Raw genomic sequence first — 17,987 nt, 5'->3', positions numbered from 1 at the left:
ATTAAAGCGTAGTTATCCGATATTGCGTAAATTCAACCATTACCAAGTAACCGATAAGGTCAGTCAACTCATTCTCTATGCGTTGGCGCTCGATTTCATTAGACGTTGGGCGGTAAATCGTCACATTAATAGTATTGGTCATTGGGCTAAAACCAATACTTTGAGCGTCAGGATAACGCTTTAATATCTCAGGCCACGCTTTTTCTTGCAATGCAACAATCTGCTGATGCGTTTTATCACTAGTGGCTTGGATATAAATAGGAAAAGAATAATTTTCAAATTCCTTTTGCTTAAAGTGATACACGTATTTTGGCGGGACGGCTTTAACCTTGGTTAGTGTCGTTACTTTAATAGAAAATTCATCAGGGTCATTATTATCATAATAAACGGCGGCAACATTTGCGCCTAAGTGCTCTGTAATTGAGTTAATCAGCGGCGAGCTAATCCCTTGCAATAATAATCGACGCTGCGCCTCTTCAATAGAAACATTAAAATCTTGTGCATAAAACCAAGGCGCACCATTCCTTTCTTCCTCGGATAAAATATTTAGATAATAGTCAGCCAATGGCTCGTCTTCATATTTTTTATCTGCGGCTGCCTCTATCTTTTGCCAATCCACCACAACTGGCGCGTCTAATGCAGGCGCACTCACAGATGTTAATCCACCTTTTACAGGTATTACTTGTGCAGTTTGATGAGTAGGAAAATTGGTCTCAGACAAGTGAGCAATATTTGAGCAGCCAATTGACAAAAAAGCAGCACTGAATATCAAACCTGTTGTACGGCAAACTTTATGCATATTCCAATCCTTGGATCATAACTTTTTATATCAGCAAATAATGAACTACGGCTGTACCCAATGTACCACGCGCGTTTCCATTTCTTCATCAGACATACTGGTTTCAGACACACAGCGGCCAGCGACACCCACATTGGCGGCGCGCATTTCGTGCTGAGTGACTACAGCATCCTCAGTCAATAACAGATGCCAGCTTGGTAACCCCTGCCCTTTATACAAACGCTTATAGGCGCAATGCGATGGCAGCCACATCATGTTGGGCAAGTTGTCCATGGTCAGCTGAATACAGTCTGGCACATGCTCTTGGCGCGTCGCATAGTGCTGACAGTATCCTGTTGCGCAGTCCATCAGCTGACACGTCACATCGGTATATTCAACCAACGTTTCATCGTTGTCATCATCGATATATTTGATTAAGCAGCAGCTGCCGCAGCCATCACACAACGCTTCCCATTCGCTATGATTTAGCTCGTTTAAGGCAAACCGCGACCAAAACTGCGGACGCAGTGGCTCAGACTTAGAATCAGTGTCAGCATTATCAGGAAATAAACTTATCGATTGCGCAAGCTTACCATCTAGATTGACGCCTGAATGCAAGCCTGATTGTTCATTATTTTTGTTTAAGAAATTTATAGTCATAGGGTCGCAGTAGCATTTTGATAAAGAGCGTTACACTATTATAGCTGTTTTTGCTAGATATGGGCGTTAAGGTAGTACGAGTTAGAAAACGAACTATCATAATGACGAATAATTAAAACTCATAACATAAAAAGGGACAATCCTATGTCAGTTAAGACTTTCGAGTTAATCAGTACCACCGAAAACGGTGTTGAGCTTATCAGCTATGTCGCACTACCAGAAGGGGCCTCAGATGAGAACCCAGCAGCAGGTATTTTGGTTGCGCCAGAATGGTGGGGCGTGGTTGATCATCCCAAATCTGTGGTCGAGCGCTTGGCAGAAGCAGGCTACGCAGCAGTCGCAATGGACGTTTATGGCGAAGGCAAACTCACCACCGATGCGGCGCAAGCCAATATGTGGATGGAACAAGTACTGGCTGATCAAGACATGCTCATGTCACGCTGCCAGTTGATCCTCAATGACTTTAGCGATCAGTTATCAGTCGATGGTGACAAGCTTGCGGCAATTGGTTTTTGTTTCGGCGGCAAGGTGGTATTAGATATGGCTCGCGAAGGCATGCCACTAAAAGCGGTTGCTACCTTCCATGGTAACCCAACGCCAAAACATCCAGCAGATAAAAACTTTAAAGCAAAAGTATTGGTCGCGCATGGCCGTGATGACTCAATGGTATCAATGGATGCCATCGAGGGCCTAAAATCAGAGCTAGACGCGGCTGACGTGGACTACACAATCGATGTCTATGACAATGCTAAGCATGGCTTTACCAACCCACATGCCGATGAGCGCGCGGCAAACAATGATGTGGATCTTGGCTATAACGAAGCCGCTGCTAAGCAAAGCTGGGAAAATATGCTTGAGTTTATGAAAGCCAATTTGGCATAAGAACCATTTGATATAAAACTCATCGAGAAGGGCAGCTTAACTATTAAGCTGCCCTTTTATTTTGCGTTTTATTTGACTAATAGATGCTCAGATGAGTTATCAGCGTGCTCTTGTACTTCTTACCAAATCGCGTCATTATCACACTACTATCAGCTGGATTGAGCAACAAGATGTTATACCTATGGATGACCCAGTTAGGTTGGCTGGCTTTTACAATTTTATTGATTGTAGTAGTCGCTTTATACACCAAAATAAAGCGAGAAATCACGTATTTGCGCCGCGATGTGACAAAACTACAGGATGAGCTTGAGCAGCAAGCAAAACGTAGCATAACATCCTCTGCCACGCAGTTGGTTGATGACGGTGCCCATACGCGCAAGAATTTTTCTAAAGACGCTGATGCCGTTACTGAAACGGATACGGTTGCTGGCACTAGGGATAACGCTACCCAAGACCCCATCGTTGACTCAAACCGTCGAACTCCTATATCGTCGCCACCGCCACTACCTACTACTGACTCGACACCAACCAACGATATAAAATCAGACGCTTCTGATCAGAAATCCGTAGACCCTCTTGACCCAGTAGCAGCAAAAAACAACGACAAAAACACCCCCATTGAACCTGATGAGCGCTCACTTCCTATCGTCACCTCGCTCATGCACTCAATCAAAAACTGGTTTTTTGGCGGCAATCTTGTCGTACGAGTTGGCGTATTGGTACTGCTGGTGGGTGTGGTACTGCTGCTGCGCTTGCTCAGCGAATATATCGAGATCTCAATTACCACAAAGCTTGTCACCATCGGCGCTGCAGGTTTGGCATTGGCAGCACTGGGACTCAAACTCACCGCAAAACGCTTCTCGTATGGTATTACGCTACAGGGCGCAGGCTTAGCGATTACATATTTGAGCACCTTTTTTGCTTACAGCGTTTATGAAATCATGCCAAGTGTACCGAGCTTTATTGGGCTTGGAATACTATCTGCCATCACTATCGCTCTTGCTGTACGTCAAAACGCTTTTCCGCTCGCGTTGTTAGCATTGTCTGGTGGGTTTTTTGCGCCGATTTTGACCAGTGAGGATACGGGAAGTTTGACGGCGCTTTTTGGTTATTATCTGCTTCTCAATATCACCATCGCTGTCATCGCCCACTATCGCCCGTGGAAAGTACTGAATCTGCTTGGGGTCACTGTCACGTTTGGATTGGCCTACTATTGGGGCTTGACCGAAGACTTAACCGCCATTATTGAGACGCAGCGCTGGTCGTTGGTACTGATCACTGCGCTGCACGTGCTGCTGTACTTGTTTGTGGTCATTCGCTATGCGCAGCATGTTATTGACTACAACACTACCAGTACTACCAACGATCAAGCGCCCGACAGGCTATCTTTAGCCAACTCACCATCGCAAGCAATCTTCCCGATAGATACCAGCTTACTGTTTTCAGCACCCGTACTGGCCTTTGGGGTGCTGGCCGCCTTGCTTGATGGCGTGTCGCATGGATTGACGATTACTGCTGGTATTTTGGCATTGCTGTACTTAGGCACAGGATATGTCTTTGTCAAACAAAGCCCGCGTTATCTACTGGTGACCGAGAGTATGCTGGCGTTGGGTGCTGGGTTTTTGGCGCTGATGATTCCGCTGGCGCTAGATGCGGAATGGATTGCTTTTGGTTGGTCGGTGCAAGGACTTGCTCTGGTATGGTTTGGCAGGCGCTCGCTGCGGTCATGGTCTGTATTATTCGGCTTGCTATTACAGCTTGTCAGTATCGGTATGCTCGTGACCACAGCGATATTCTCTAGCAACGACTATCCCGTTTTAGCCTTTAGTATTTCAGCAATTGCTTATCTGGCGACCGCCTTTATCTTACGCGCCAGCAACTCCCCTGCGATGTTAATGAATAAGCTGCATAACAGTAATAGTCAAAATCATGACGCTATAACGCCTTTTACCACAAAGGCACAAAAGTGTGACAACCCATCAGATACGATGACCAATTACGCTCATGCACTGGGTATCAACAATCAAGCAGCACAGCAATGGCTGAACGCTATCAATCATCAAAGCTATGCGTTCAAACTCGTCTGGCACAGCCCTAGATTAATAAAGTTTTTAACATTGACGGCGATAGCGTGGATGCTACAAGTGCTGATACTTGATTTGCATCATTGGTTTGATAGTTGGCAATCAGATACGACGGTAATTGCACTAGCAGCACTCATCAGTCTGGCCGCCTATTGGGTCATCAACCGCTATCGTCCGTGGGCGGAGGTTAGACAGCTGAGTCGTGGATTACTAGCCCTGTTCTACTTCATGCTAGTGCTACAACTGCCACAAAAATTCGAGCGAAATCTAACGTGGGTAACAGCGGAGTGGTTGGTATTCATAGGTTTGATAATCGGCTGGTTACTGATAGGTCAGCTATGGCTGAAAACTTGGTCTGATAATAACAACAAGGCACGTTACACTGAGGTAAGCTGGCTCGGTACAGGGCTGTTACTGATTGCTGCCGCGGCGCATTATGGCCTACCAGATTCTGATGGCGTGATGGCTATCTTGTTTTCAGCGACACTCATATTATTTGGGTTATGGTTCAATCTTCGTTATCTCAGTCAAAATGAAGAAAATACATCAATTAATAAAGCTTCAAAACAAGGTCTGCTGTATTGGTTTGATTGGCAACAGGCACTATTAGGATGCGCTGCCATTTTTGCTCCCATTGCTTTACTGTGGGTTGTTCTTACCAATTGGTCTTATGATGGTGTGATTTGGGGACTGTCTTATTTTCCATTATTCAACCTATATGACCTCACCGCTTGGTTGACGCTGTTGGTTGGCTTTAGTCTCTATTATATAAGCCAAAAAAACCGTGACGAGACACTTATCGAAGCAAATGCAGCTGCCAAATCTAAGCGCGTATTCACCACTGAGAGTCTGCTAATTGTATTGGGACTGATCAGTTTTTGGTTGATTTCCAGCATATTGGTCAGAACGCTACACGCCTTTATTGGTACGCCACTTTGGAATGACTATCAAGGCGGCGCATGGCAGAGCGAGAAAGTACAAACAGGACTGACGATTTTGTGGACGCTCTTGGCATTGGTCGCCACCATCATGGCGAGTCGCTACTGGCAACGCGCGCTTTGGTTTATGGGTATTGGATTGTTAGGTATCGTCGTACTTAAGCTTGTCTTGGTAGATTTGTCACAGACTGAGGCAATTTGGCGAGTGATATCCTTCCTTGGTGCAGGCAGTTTAATACTATTAATTGGTTACCTTGCCCCATTACCACCCGCGCATGAGGAAACAGAAAACCAAAATCAAGCGTAATCACAAAGCTGGTTGGGTGAAATTGTACCGTGAGCAATGTGGTTCTGTAGTAAACTGGACACCATTAGAAAGTAAACGTTGATTGTTTTACTTTTAGCATTTTTTATAAAAGGTTATGAAAGCAGATGGATAAGAGAGCAAGTATTCAGTGGTTCCCTGGGCATATGAACAAAGCCCGTAACGAAATCAAAGAAGTCATGCCGCAGATGGATTTGGTCATCGAGGTCATCGATGCGCGTATTCCATATAGTAGTGAAAACCCAATGGTCGCAGCACTGCGCGGCGAAAAACCTGTTATCAAAATCCTGAACAAAGCTGACCTTGCCGATCCTGAGTTGACTCAAGCATGGATGGATTATCTCGAGCAGCAAGATGGGGTCAAAGCCATTGCTTGCGATACTGAAAAAGCCAATGATGTAAAACGCATCATCGCCATCTGTAAGCATCTCGTACCCAATAAAGTCGGGACTGGTCGTCAAATCAAAGCGATGATTATGGGTATTCCAAACGTTGGAAAATCAACGCTGATCAATACGCTAGCAGGACGCGCTGTGGCAAAGACAGGTGATGAGCCAGCTGTAACCAAATCGCAGCAGTTGATTAAACTCGACGATGACATCATGCTCTACGACACGCCCGGTATGCTATGGCCAAAGGTTGAAAATGAAAACTCGGGCTATCGTCTAGCCGCAACGGGCGGCATCCGTGATACGGCGTTTGATTTCGCTGATGTGGCAAGCTATACCGCTGAGTACTTGATGCAAGCCTATCCTGAGCTGTTAAAAACTCGCTATAAAATTGAGGAACTACCCAAGACCGATTGGGAGTTTTTTGAAGTGGCTGGACGTAATCGCGGCTGTGTACGTTCGGGCAATCAAGTCGATACCTACCGCATGTCTGAGATTCTCATCAACGAGCTGCGTAGCGCAAAGATTGGTCGCATCACGCTAGAGACACCAGCGATGACTGAAGCGGAAGAAATCGTCGTCGCAGAGCAACGCATCGCTGCTGAAGAGAAGAAAAAAGCTCGTGAGGAAGAAAAGCGATTACGTCGTCTAAAGACGCGGAAGAATCGGAAGTAAGTTTAGATCAAGGCTCATTACTCAAAAAATAATTGCCTATATAAAAGCCCTTGTGGGCTTTTTTTATGCCTTTATTCTCTGTATAACATAAGTATCGTATGTCAAAAATACAAATATAGAGAATAAGTAATGACAGATTACAACTTAATGAAAGATTTCACATTTGATGAAAGAGATGAGTTTACACGTAAGCCTATTGCCGAAAAAATCATTAAGTTATTAGATTCAGCTATTGATGTGTCACCACTTATTATTGATGGTAAATGGGGGACAGGCAAAACCGAGTTTTGCTTCAAACTTAAAAATCTGATTGAAGCAGATAATACGAATGACTATAAAGTTGGCTATGTAAATGCTTTTCAAGCTGATCATGCCAACGAGCCGCTCTTAACACTTATAGCTGAGGTGGCTAGTTTCTACGATGAAAAAGACGACAAGCGAAAGAATTTTATAAAAAATGCAGTGCCTTACCTAAGGCTTATTTCTGGTATAGGTCTCAAAGCAGGATTAGGATTTGCATTCGGTAGATACGCGGCAGATATTCCTGATGCACTAGCAGATGGAATGGAAGAAATAAAGGATGGGTCAAAATCTCTTATCGACCAGTCACTTGAGTCTATGATTAAAGATCAAGCAGAAGCGGAAAAGAATTTATCAACATTGCGTGATACTCTATCAGATATTGCTTCCACCAACCCTATCATTTTACTCATTGATGAGCTTGATCGCTGCCGACCAGATTTTGCAGTGGCAATGCTTGAAACCATTAAGCATGTTTTTGACGTTGAAAACGTGCAAATTATCCTCGTTACCAATGCAGATCAACTAAAGGCGACTATTAAACATAGCTATGGCAACGAGACCGACTCGAATAGCTATTTATATAAATTTTTTAAGTATCAAATTAACCTACCTACGACTAGTAAAGGTGGGGAGAATCAAGCGATTGACAACAACGACACTTACTTTAGAAAAGTAGTACAAGACAGCAAGGTGATTCCACACACACTTAAAGACAACCAGTTCATCTATGAGATTCCAAAATTTTTAGATCTCGGTGAATTATCACTTCGTAATATCGAACAAGTTGTACGTTGTATTGAAACATTGATTGTTTTTGAAGATAAAGACAAAAGTAAATCTCCCATTGCTGAGGAGATTTTTATGGTCTTTCTATCTTTTGTTTATATGATGGATAAAGAGCTACTAAACCAAATCGTAACAAGACATATAAACTCTACTAAGTTTTCAAATTTTACTAATAGTTCTAGGTTAGATATAAGCCATCCACATTCTAGGTCTGACATTCTTAATGACTTGTCCGTTAAGCATCTTTTCTTGTTCGTATTTGATGGGTATTTTATAAACTCTTTTTTAGATCTGCCAAGTAGTACTATTGAACGACAAACAGTGCAAAGGCATATTAAGATTAGTTTAGGCAAATATGATTATGTCAGCGATATACATAATGATGAATATATTAAGCAGGTAATCAATAACCTCTTACTCTTCGACATTATTAAGTAGTTATTTTTATTACATTATTTAATAGCATTACGTTAAAGTTGGGTCGTAGCAAATACGCCTATCAGGTATAATTACCTACCTTCAAAAAACCAAATAATAAAGCCTATGACCCAGCCAACTGCCAATTCTGAATCTTCTAACACGACTTTTAACCACACTACCTCTTCCCTCAATGCCTTCGCCACGCGCCTTCTCGATTGGTTTGCCAAAAACGGTCGCCATGATTTGCCGTGGCAACAGCACCAAACTGACACGCCCAACCCTTATATCGTTTGGCTATCTGAAGTCATGCTCCAGCAAACGCAGGTCACCACCGTACTGCCCTATTTTGCACGGTTTATGGATACCTTTCCTACTGTGCAAGATTTAGCCGCAGCAGAATGGGATTTGGTTGCCGAACACTGGGCAGGGCTTGGCTATTATGCGCGCGCGCGTAATTTGCATAAAGGCGCGAAGCAGCTGGTTGAGGTAATCGAGGAAACGGGCGAGTTTCCACAAACACTCGCAGGTTGGGAGGCGATTTCTGGCGTTGGCCCATCAACGGCTGGCGCGATTATGGCGATGGGATTGCACCGTTATGGCGTCATCTGTGATGGCAATGTCAAACGGGTATTGACGCGCTGGGCAGCGAATGACGGTGACATTACCAAATCTACTACCACCAAAGAACTATGGGCATTGGCAGAGCGACTGACACCGACAGAGAACTCCGGACTGTTTGCGCAAGCCATGATGGATATGGGTGCAACGCTATGTATTCGCCGTAAGCCTGCGTGCCTGTTATGTCCATTGCAAGCCGACTGCCTAGCCCATGCCGAGGGGCGCGAGACTGATTACCCCGTCAAAGCGAAAAAGCAGCCCAAACCTAGTAAATTCAGCGATGCGTTACTTATTGAAAGTGCAGACGGTAAAATACTATGGCTACAACGCCCTGATAATGGCATTTGGGGCGGTTTGTGGAGTTTGCCATTACAGTTCGTAGAAAAAGTCGACGGTAAAGCGAATAGCAAGGCAACTGGAAAAACTGCTGATAAAAAATCAGTCACGAGTGCTGATAAGCCATCGAAAGTAGCAAGTGATGTCCGTAGTCATGAAAAAATATACGAAGCAGAATTTACCACGGCTGAGCAAATTATCAATGAATGGCTCATAAAAAACGAGTTGGTCACCCAATCAGTCAGTAAGTCATTGCTTGATGATGCTCCCATTAAGCACTCACTAACTCATTTTCATTGGTATTTAACCCCGCGCAAACTAACGGTTGACTCTGCGCAAATACTAGAGCTCAATGAAAAGTTAGCATCGGCTGAGATTGATTTTAAATGGCTGACCGAACAAACAGCGCAAGACAATCTAGGGTTGCCTCGCGCGATGATTAAGATCTTAGAATAAAAATTAGCATAAAAAAAACGACTCATTATCAATAGTGAGTCGCTTTTTTATGATGACAGTATAACGGGAGCTAATAACTACTCTAAGGCTAGGGTTAGGACTTTGGCACACGCAAACGCATTAGGCCTTCTTGCTGCACGGTGGCGACCAGTTTGCCATCTTGCCAAAACTGACCATGGTTCAACCCTTTCGCATTGGACGTTGTATCACTCCACATGTCATAGAGCAGCCAATCATTCAAATCAAATTCACGGTGAAAGTGCATAGAGTGATCGATGCTAGCGGCTTGCAAACCACTGGTCATAAAGCTTACGCCATGTGACATCAGCCCAGTACCAACCAAGTAAAAATCAGAAGAAAACGCCAATAGTGCTTGCTGAATAGCCACGGGCTGATTGCCAAGCTTGTGGATACGCAGCCAGTTTGCTTGCTTGGGTTTCATCGGTTCTGGATTGATCGGATTACGCGGTTTGACGGGTTTTATCTCGACGTGACGACGGCGCATAAAGCGTGCTTTGAGCGCGTCTGGTACTTTGCCGACATAGTCTTCTTTTAAATCTTGCTCGGTCAATAGATCTTCTGGCGGCGGATAGACAGGCATGTCTTCTTGATACGCAAGGCCATCCTCCATCGGTGAAAACGAGGCAATCATCGAAAATATCACCTGTTCAATCGGTGGCTTACCGCGCACTTCTTTATACTGAATGGCAGTCACTTCACGGGCAGATAGACTGCGGCCGTCACGCAAGCGGCGCACTTGATAGATCACTGGTTGATTGATATCACCGCCGCGCAAAAAGTACCCATGTAGCGAGTGACAAGGCTTATCTTGGTCTAAGGTATGCGCCGCGGCCATGATGGCTTGGGCAAGCACCTGCCCACCAAATATACGACTGCCCACATAATCATGGCTCTTACCCTCAAAGACATCTGGGGTAACCTCAATAAGCGCGATGGTAGATAGCAGCTCATCAATCAGTTGTGAATTATCGGACATGACAATATGTTTCCTTATTTTTATCAAACACGCTCAGCATCCAAATATACGCATCTAACAATCTCGATGCCATATAGACGCTGCGCTTGAATGTAAAATAATATGAGATCACTTGCTAGGGCGTGTCCCTATTTTAAAAATGGTGATAAACGATTGAATTATGAACACGCCCTAACATACGCAATAAAAATTTTAGAACAAATAGACAGCCACAGCCAGTAGGACTATCGCCATGTATTTATTTTTGGTAGAAAAGGGGAACATCTTACCCAATATTGTTGGTTTTTACTAGCTACTGTCCGCTTACTCATAAGTGTTACTTCACTATTTGCACGAGACAAATCGCGCTTAATACGTCACTTCAAGCAATTTGAGTCATAAAAAAACGAGATGTCTAGCAACATCTCGTTTTTGATAACCTTCTCAATACTTATGGCTTGACGGCGACCAGCACACGGATAGAATCTGGCACTAATGATAAGTTACTTAGCGCTTGCTCACCTTGGGCTTTGAGCTGCTCTAGGCGCTCAATCTCTTCAGGACGTACGTTTGGATTAATGGTTTGCAAGTGTTTGAGACGTTTGATCTCGCGTGACCACTGCTGGCTAAAGCGCGCGCTTGCTTGCTCACCAATCTCAGCGATTTGCTGACGAGCGATATCTTCAGCCTCGTAATAACGCTGCTCTATCACATCACCGCGCACTTTAATCACTTGGCGGGCACGGTTTTTGTCCAAGCGTTCCACATGCGGCATGATCATATCAGCACTGATACGAGCGGATAGATCACTGCCCTGCTCACTGATAAAGACACGGATATTTTGCGTGGTCAATGTCGCTGGCAGATTAAGCACTTTTGGCGCGATGGCTTCAACACGGAAGTTCACCTCTAGCAGTACCATACCTTGCGGTACAGCGGCACTTTTTAGCATAGCAACGGTCGTATTACCAAAGGTGCTGGTACTCGCCAGCTCATAGATGGCACGCATCAATGGATGCTCGTGCGTGATAAAGTCGATATCTTCACGTTGGAGCGCTTGCTCACGCTCAAAGGTCAACGTCATACCGTCTTCATCACCAAGCGGCAAGCCATCGATATAGTCACTGATCTCAGTACTATCGATCGGTGCAATGACCCACGAGCCATCACGTTGAATATTATGATCGATATTGGCAGACGCAAAGAAACGCTCCATAAAATGTGGCAGCAAGTTATTGCCATCAAAGTCACGCATGGCATCAGCGATACGACCAGCGACACGCGGACGGCATGAGTTGTACTCTAGCAGGCGATCACGGCCAGCTTGCAGCTGTGCTTCTAGCCCCAATCGCGTCTGTAACGCCTCATCAATGACGTCTTGTAGAATGACATTGTTTTCAGCAGTATCTGCGCCTTCCAGCATTGGCTTGAGCTCTTGGATATACTGCTCTTGCACGCTTTGTGCCGTTGGCGATATCTGGTTAAACATATTTAGTGCATCGTTATACCAATGATACAGACGCTCTTGCGCCGTGCCCTGTACATAAGGCACATGCAGCATGATCTGCTGTGTCTGACCGATACGATCTAGGCGACCGATACGCTGCTCCAAGGTATCTGGATTAGCTGGTAAGTCCCATAGGATCAGCTGGCTAGCAAACTGAAAATTACGACCTTCTGAGCCAATCTCTGAGCACAGTAATATTTGTGCGCCTTCGCTATCCGCGAAAAACGCTGCTGCTTGGTCACGCTCAAGCAAAGTCATCTGCTCAGTAAAGATGGCGGTTTTGATACCCGCATGCAGACGCAATACCGCTTCTAAACTCTCTACCGTCGCACCACTACGAGCGATTAATAGCACTTTTTGTTGCTTAAGCTCACCGCGTAAGATATCAACCAACCAAGAGACGCGTGGATCATCTTCTAGCCAGCCACCATCTGGTTGGTTTTCTTCACCCCATAGCTGCTCACGCAATTTTCCATTGGTTTGATAGCTGTCTTTCCATGCGTCAGGGAGTGGCAGTGGGTGCGGCTGGCTGCTACGACCATAGAACCCTTTCACACTCTCACGCGTATTGCGGAACAAAATACGACCGGTACCGTGACGGTCTAATAGCTCGTTGAGCGCATAGGTGCGCAGTTTGTCGTCTTCATTGATCGTGGATAGCTCATCCATACTGATGTCTAATAAGCTACTCAAAGCAGCGATTTGACCGTCATTGAGCGGCTTGTCTTCTATTAATACACCAGCGACTGCTGCCGTTTCCGCAAACGCTTCTTGACCATCGATAAACTCATCTAGATCATCGAAGCGATCTGGATCAAGCAGACGCAAACGGGCAAAGTGACTTTGCGCGCCAAGCTGCTCTGGTGTCGCTGTCAATAGCATCACGCCTGGGGTCTCTTCTGCAAAGTCTGCCACTAGGTCATACTTATCATTGCCGCCTTGTGCCTCATCCCAATGCAGATGATGCGCTTCGTCCACGACCAATAGATCAAATCCTGCCTCCATCGCTTGATCATACAAGTCTGGATGGTCAATCAACAAGTCCATACCGGCGATGATACATTGCTCAGTGGTAAAGACGTTTTGCTCAGGATCATGTTCTTTAATCGCAGCCGTACGTACCAAGTCAAATAATGCAAAGTTTAGATTAAAACGACGACGCAGCTCAATCATCCATTGATACTGCAAGCTATCTGGCACCAAAATCAAAACGCGCTCAGCTTTACCCGTTAGCAGCTGCTGATGGATAATCATGCCCGCTTCGATGGTTTTACCAAGGCCCACTTCATCAGCCAATAGTACACGCGGCGCGATACGCTTACCGACTTCGTGTGCGATGTACAACTGATGCTCGATGATATCAACACGTGCGCCCATCAACCCTTTAAGTGGATGGCCTGCCAACGCTGATTGCATACGCAAGATATCTTGGCGCAGCTCGTACCAATCACCGCGCTCGATACGACCCGCGAGCAAGCGCTCAAGCGGCTTGGCTAGCGTAATGTTAGCAGCAAGACGGGTCTCCATAATACCGCGCTCATGCTCATCGACGCCGTATTTGAGTACGCCCATGACTTCATCGACGGCATTGACCGTATAGCTTTTGCCATCTTGGTCATAGATAGTATCGCCAACCTTAAACACCACGCGCGATAATGGCGCAGAGTTTTTTGCGTAGACGCGCGTCTCTTCACTTTGTGGAAATAAAATATGCACACATCGATCATCGACATCGATAACCACACCTAAGCCAAGCTCAGACTCCGTATCAGATAAATAACGTTGGCCAACGGCGAATTCAGTACTGTGCAATGAAGCAATAGAGATAGTCATAAGGCGATGTCTTTTGTACTCAGATAATTAAAAATTAGATAGCAATGGTGGCTTGTGATAGCAGTCAGGTTAAAAATGAGGCAAATCGTCAATAAATGCAAACGCAGTGTCATAATCTTAGTAAAACCGAAACCAGCAGCCAAGCCGTACCATTATATAACGTTAGCGGCTAGATGAGTGCGTTAAGTTCAATTTTCAAGAGGTGGCTTATGATACCCATGACTTTATGAGGTCTTTGAGCCCAATCATGCTAAGTGAATCCGCTTATGATATAAATTACTTTGTTTTTTAAACGCTTATGCCGACTTAACCAAGAGGCGCTTATACCAACTTAGCCAATATTTAATGGATTCGTTTTTGACTAAAAACACCAACGTGCTACATTAAGCCGATAACGATTCATTTGACAACTATTACCATCTATAGGACAACAATAAATAAGGAATCACGATGCAAGCCGTTTTTTTGGATAAAGGCACTTTTTCTGATGGTATTGACTTACCTGCACCGGCAGGCGTGAGCGATTACATCACTTATAACGACACACCAAAAGACACAGACCTCATCATTGAGCGTTGTAAAGATGCCGATATCATCATCACCAATAAAGTGCAAATTGGCGCGGAGGTGATCGCTGGCCTACCTAAGCTAAAATTGATTCAATTGACCGCTACTGGCATGAATAACGTCGATCAAGCCGCTTGCGATAAACATGGCGTAGCACTTTATAATGTGGCGGGATATGCAGTCAAAAGCGTGCCTGAACATACCTTTATGTTAATGCTGACAGCGATGCGTGCCGGTATTCATTATCATCAAAAAGTCGCTGATGGCACATGGCTAGCAAACGGGAATTTTTGCCTGCTGGATATTCCGCTGATAGATTTGGAAGACAAGACGCTAGGCATCATTGGTATTGGCACCATTGGCAAACGCGTGACCAAAATCGCCCGCGCTTTTGGTATGACAGTTCTATGGGCCGAGCATCAAGGGCGCACGCCTCGCAGCGATGAGTACACGGCATTTGATGAGGTGCTGGCTCGTGCAGATGTGATTAGTCTTCATTGCCCATTGAATGAGCAAACCGAGCATCTCGTTAATAAAGACACCTTGGCAAAAATGAGCAAGCAGCCGCTCATCGTCAATGTCGCTCGTGGCGGTGTCGTCGACAGCCAAGCATTGACCGACGCGATCAATAACGAGCAAATCATCGGTTATGCCAGTGACGTGTTCGAACAGGAACCCATCGCTGACAATGACCCACTGCTCAGTCTCAGCGATCATCCGCGCGTCATATTTAGTCCGCACAATGCTTGGGGCAGCAAAAGCGCCCAAGAGACCTTGTGGCAGATATTGAGCAAACAAGTGGCTGATTTTATCGATAACCCGCAAACAACTAACGACTAAACCGCAACCAGTCGTCTTTTATTTTGCGGTATTTGAGCATCACACGGTCGCTTAGATAATTGTTGGTCACGTACCACGGATAGCGATCGCCTTGCTTAGGCAGTCTGTCTTTGGCACGTCTGACATATCCAGACGATAGCGAGCCCATCACCGTATCTGCTTGAGCATAGACGGTAGCATTCGCCGTCTGTGCCTGTGGCAGCGCGACTTGGTAGCGGTTTTTGTGCATATAACTCAGTAGCCGAACCAAATACTGACACGCTAAATCAATCTTTAGCGTCCATGAAGCGTTAGTGTAGCCAAATAAGGCAGCCATATTGGGTACGCCTTCGATCATGACCGCTTTATAAGTCATACGTGTCCCAATATCAATAGCCTGCCCGTCGATATACACAGCTGCCCCGCCTAGCATTTGCAGCTTTAACCCCGTTGCTGTGACGATGATATCAGCGTCCAGATGCTCGCCTAATTGCAACATGATACCTGTCTCGGTAAAGCGGTCGATCTGATCGGTCACCACTGCTGCACGTTTACCGTGCAAAGATTTAAATAAGTCACTGTCTGGTACAGCGCAAACGCGTTGATCCCAAGGATTGTAGTCGGGCATAAAGTGCTCGATATCAACGCCACTGCCTTTTAACTCTTTAGTCACGCCGCCTTTTAGGACGGCTTTCATCAGCTTCGGCGCATGAGTGGCTAATTTATACAGCCCTTGCTGCCGTAACACGTTGCGGGCACGTAGTGCCGTATAGGCCTGCTCTTTTGATAAAGGAGAAAACTTGCCCGATAGCCAGTCGATAGCATGATCATCACCCTGCACGCTTGCCACATAAGTGGGCGTCCGTTGTAGCATCGTGACATGACGCGCACATTGCTCGCTGTCTTCATCCACTAACGCCGGTAATAGCGTCATAGCGGTAGCACCGCTGCCAATGATAACCACTTTTTTGTCGTTATAATCTAAATTATCCCAATGCTGTGGATGGACGATACGACCACGGAAATCTTCTTCTCCATCAAAATGAGGACGATAGCCTTGCTCATAGTCATAGTAACCCGTAGCACCCACAACGAATTTTGCGGTTTTGACGAACACTTCTCCGCTCGCATGATTTTTTATGGTTGCTGTCCATAATTGATCCATACTCGACCATGATATTTTCTGGACTTCATGCTCATAGCGAATATGCTCAGTAATACCAAACTCGCGCGCCGTATCAGCGATATAACGCTTGATATCGCCACCTGCTGCCAGCATTCTATAATCTAGCCACGGTCTGAAGTTATAGCCAAAGGTCAAGGCATCAGAATCAGAGCGAATACCAGGATAGGTAAATAAATCCCACGTCCCGCCGAGATCGGCACGCTTTTCTAATATGGCAAAGCGCTGCGAGGTTTTGTTCTTGTTAACTGATTTGTTCTGCCTTTGCTTTTTTCCACTTTTATGACCAAATAAATTTTTATGCTGTAGTTGCTGTAAGCGGCAGGCCATACCGATACCAGCAATACCAGCACCAATAATCAGCACTTCATAATCGGCCAGCTTGTCCATTTGCGGCTTTTTACGTGTCAGGCGACTTTTGATCGCCTGTTTTGTAGTGGTAATATCAAGCATATTCTCATCCTTGTGTTTGCATGATTGGCGATAGCGCTTCTATTAATCGCGCGCTTCGACTTCACATTCAGGCAGCTAATGCATCAAAATGGGCATGGACTTTCCCAGTCCATCCAAGCACCCAATACTGGATGCTTTAAGCGCAATTGCTGCGCATGTAAATTCAGCCTTGGCGCAATCTTGAGTGCCACGCCTTCAGCATAGATCGGATCACCAATCATCACGTGACCTGCATGCACCATATGCACGCGTAGCTGATGGCTGCGACCTGTCACTGGTTTTAGCATCACTCGAGTGACGGTCTGACCATTGCATTCTTCATGCGCCATAACTTCATACAGTGTTAATGCATGCTTTGACCAGTCGTGATCAACGATATGACGCGGCTTGGTAGTCGGCTCATAGCGTACTGGCACCGATATCTCACCCGTTGCGCCGACTTGCTCCCACGCGCCAAAAACGCGTGCTTGGTACTTTTTTTGCGGTAGACGTTCAATAAATTGCTTACTGATATTGGTTTGGGCAGCGGCATTTTTTGCAAAAATAATCAGACCTGAGGTATCCATATCCAGTCGATGAATCAGTTTTACCGCTGGATTGGCACGCTCAAGCCGAGCAAGTAGACTCACTTTGAGGGTCTTGCCATCGACGCTTAACAGCCCTGCTGGTTTATCAACCACCCAAATATCATCGTCTTCGTAGACCGTAATTTCTTGCGCAAAATCCTTGAAAAATTCAAGCGGATAGGCATTTTCTTGCGCGTTAAGAGCGTCGACTTCTTCATCGGTAAAAGGCATAACAGTAACTACTTATATAAATTGAATGAAATACGTGGATTTTTGACTGCTGGTGTATTTGGTACAATGGCGGATTTTTTATTAAACTCAAAACAGGAAAGCTCAATACCGTAAACAACCACTGGAAAGTTATTAAAATAATGCTTTAGAGCATTTTTTAGCAGAGCGCTGGTGTTAAGTAACAGAGAAAACCGAACCTGTG

Annotated in this window: 12 protein-coding genes; 6 read left to right on the top strand and 6 right to left on the bottom strand. The window is 45.3% G+C overall.

Going from position 1 to position 17,987, the window contains the following annotated elements:
- Nucleotide 1 precedes the first annotated feature (1 nt).
- Both QO189_RS13405 and QO189_RS13400 read right to left on the bottom strand, forming a co-directional pair.
- The gene (locus QO189_RS13405) at nucleotides 2-799 is read right to left on the bottom strand and encodes a hypothetical protein (protein ID WP_371533110.1); all 798 of its coding nucleotides are present in this window, start codon (nucleotides 797-799) and stop codon (nucleotides 2-4) included.
- Between the two features lie 45 nt (nucleotides 800-844).
- Entirely contained in the window at nucleotides 845-1,438 is a 594-nt protein-coding gene (locus QO189_RS13400) for a YcgN family cysteine cluster protein (RefSeq protein ID WP_371533109.1), read from the bottom strand.
- A 144-nt stretch (nucleotides 1,439-1,582) separates the two neighbouring features.
- Here QO189_RS13400 and QO189_RS13395 point away from each other — a divergent pair, with 144 nt between their 5' ends.
- The 5 genes from QO189_RS13395 (at nucleotide 1,583) to mutY (ending at nucleotide 9,650) form a co-directional block, all read left to right on the top strand.
- Nucleotides 1,583-2,320 carry a dienelactone hydrolase family protein gene (locus tag QO189_RS13395; RefSeq protein ID WP_371533108.1) on the top strand — a complete coding sequence of 246 codons (738 nt, stop codon included), beginning with the start codon at nucleotides 1,583-1,585 and terminating at the stop codon, nucleotides 2,318-2,320.
- Between the two features lie 170 nt (nucleotides 2,321-2,490).
- Nucleotides 2,491-5,649, top strand: coding sequence for a DUF2339 domain-containing protein (locus QO189_RS13390; protein ID WP_371533107.1), 3,159 nt, complete (start codon nucleotides 2,491-2,493; stop codon nucleotides 5,647-5,649).
- Nucleotides 5,650-5,774: 125 nt separating this feature from the next.
- Nucleotides 5,775-6,731, top strand: coding sequence for a ribosome biogenesis GTPase YlqF (gene ylqF / locus QO189_RS13385; protein WP_371533106.1), 957 nt, complete (start codon nucleotides 5,775-5,777; stop codon nucleotides 6,729-6,731).
- Nucleotides 6,732-6,860: 129 nt separating this feature from the next.
- On the top strand, nucleotides 6,861-8,258 hold the full coding sequence (locus QO189_RS13380) for a P-loop NTPase fold protein (protein ID WP_371533105.1): 1,398 nt from the start codon (nucleotides 6,861-6,863) through the stop codon (nucleotides 8,256-8,258).
- A 105-nt stretch (nucleotides 8,259-8,363) separates the two neighbouring features.
- A complete protein-coding gene (mutY, locus tag QO189_RS13375; protein ID WP_371533104.1) occupies nucleotides 8,364-9,650 on the top strand; it encodes an A/G-specific adenine glycosylase in 1,287 nt (428 codons plus the stop codon).
- 94 nt (nucleotides 9,651-9,744) lie between these two features.
- Here the strand turns inward: mutY and QO189_RS13370 are convergent, their stop codons facing one another.
- Both QO189_RS13370 and rapA read right to left on the bottom strand, forming a co-directional pair.
- Entirely contained in the window at nucleotides 9,745-10,647 is a 903-nt protein-coding gene (locus tag QO189_RS13370; protein WP_371533103.1) for an acyl-CoA thioesterase, read from the bottom strand.
- 430 nt (nucleotides 10,648-11,077) lie between these two features.
- Nucleotides 11,078-13,966: an RNA polymerase-associated protein RapA gene (gene rapA, locus QO189_RS13365; protein WP_371533102.1), complete on the bottom strand. Its 2,889-nt coding sequence runs from the start codon at nucleotides 13,964-13,966 to the stop codon at nucleotides 11,078-11,080.
- Between the two features lie 450 nt (nucleotides 13,967-14,416).
- Between rapA and QO189_RS13360 the strand changes: the two genes are divergently transcribed.
- A complete protein-coding gene (locus QO189_RS13360) occupies nucleotides 14,417-15,373 on the top strand; it encodes an NAD(P)-dependent oxidoreductase (RefSeq protein ID WP_371533101.1) in 957 nt (318 codons plus the stop codon).
- Here QO189_RS13360 and QO189_RS13355 read toward each other — a convergent pair.
- On the bottom strand, nucleotides 15,363-16,925 hold the full coding sequence (locus QO189_RS13355) for a flavin-containing monooxygenase (RefSeq protein ID WP_371533128.1): 1,563 nt from the start codon (nucleotides 16,923-16,925) through the stop codon (nucleotides 15,363-15,365). The genes QO189_RS13360 and QO189_RS13355 overlap by 11 nt on opposite strands.
- Nucleotides 16,926-17,071: 146 nt before the next feature.
- Entirely contained in the window at nucleotides 17,072-17,785 is a 714-nt protein-coding gene (locus QO189_RS13350) for an RluA family pseudouridine synthase (protein WP_371533100.1), read from the bottom strand.
- Nucleotides 17,786-17,987 lie beyond the last annotated feature (202 nt).

It is taken from the genome of Psychrobacter sp. Arc29 (assembly GCF_041431175.1).
GTDB lineage: Bacteria > Pseudomonadota > Gammaproteobacteria > Pseudomonadales > Moraxellaceae > Psychrobacter.
This window is presented reverse-complemented; position numbering and strand designations above follow the sequence as displayed.

Bases quoted from the DNA above. Each gene is read 5' to 3' on its own strand.
- QO189_RS13405 (WP_371533110.1), bottom strand. From the start codon at position 799: ATGCATAAAGTTTGCCGTACAACAGGTTTGATATTCAGTGCTGCTTTT.
- QO189_RS13400 (WP_371533109.1), bottom strand. From the start codon at position 1,438: ATGACTATAAATTTCTTAAACAAAAATAATGAACAATCAGGCTTGCAT.
- QO189_RS13395 (WP_371533108.1), top strand. From the start codon at position 1,583: ATGTCAGTTAAGACTTTCGAGTTAATCAGTACCACCGAAAACGGTGTT.
- QO189_RS13390 (WP_371533107.1), top strand. From the start codon at position 2,491: ATGTTATACCTATGGATGACCCAGTTAGGTTGGCTGGCTTTTACAATT.
- ylqF (WP_371533106.1), top strand. From the start codon at position 5,775: ATGGATAAGAGAGCAAGTATTCAGTGGTTCCCTGGGCATATGAACAAA.
- QO189_RS13380 (WP_371533105.1), top strand. From the start codon at position 6,861: ATGACAGATTACAACTTAATGAAAGATTTCACATTTGATGAAAGAGAT.
- mutY (WP_371533104.1), top strand. From the start codon at position 8,364: ATGACCCAGCCAACTGCCAATTCTGAATCTTCTAACACGACTTTTAAC.
- QO189_RS13370 (WP_371533103.1), bottom strand. From the start codon at position 10,647: ATGTCCGATAATTCACAACTGATTGATGAGCTGCTATCTACCATCGCG.
- rapA (WP_371533102.1), bottom strand. From the start codon at position 13,966: ATGACTATCTCTATTGCTTCATTGCACAGTACTGAATTCGCCGTTGGC.
- QO189_RS13360 (WP_371533101.1), top strand. From the start codon at position 14,417: ATGCAAGCCGTTTTTTTGGATAAAGGCACTTTTTCTGATGGTATTGAC.
- QO189_RS13355 (WP_371533128.1), bottom strand. From the start codon at position 16,925: ATGGACAAGCTGGCCGATTATGAAGTGCTGATTATTGGTGCTGGTATT.
- QO189_RS13350 (WP_371533100.1), bottom strand. From the start codon at position 17,785: ATGCCTTTTACCGATGAAGAAGTCGACGCTCTTAACGCGCAAGAAAAT.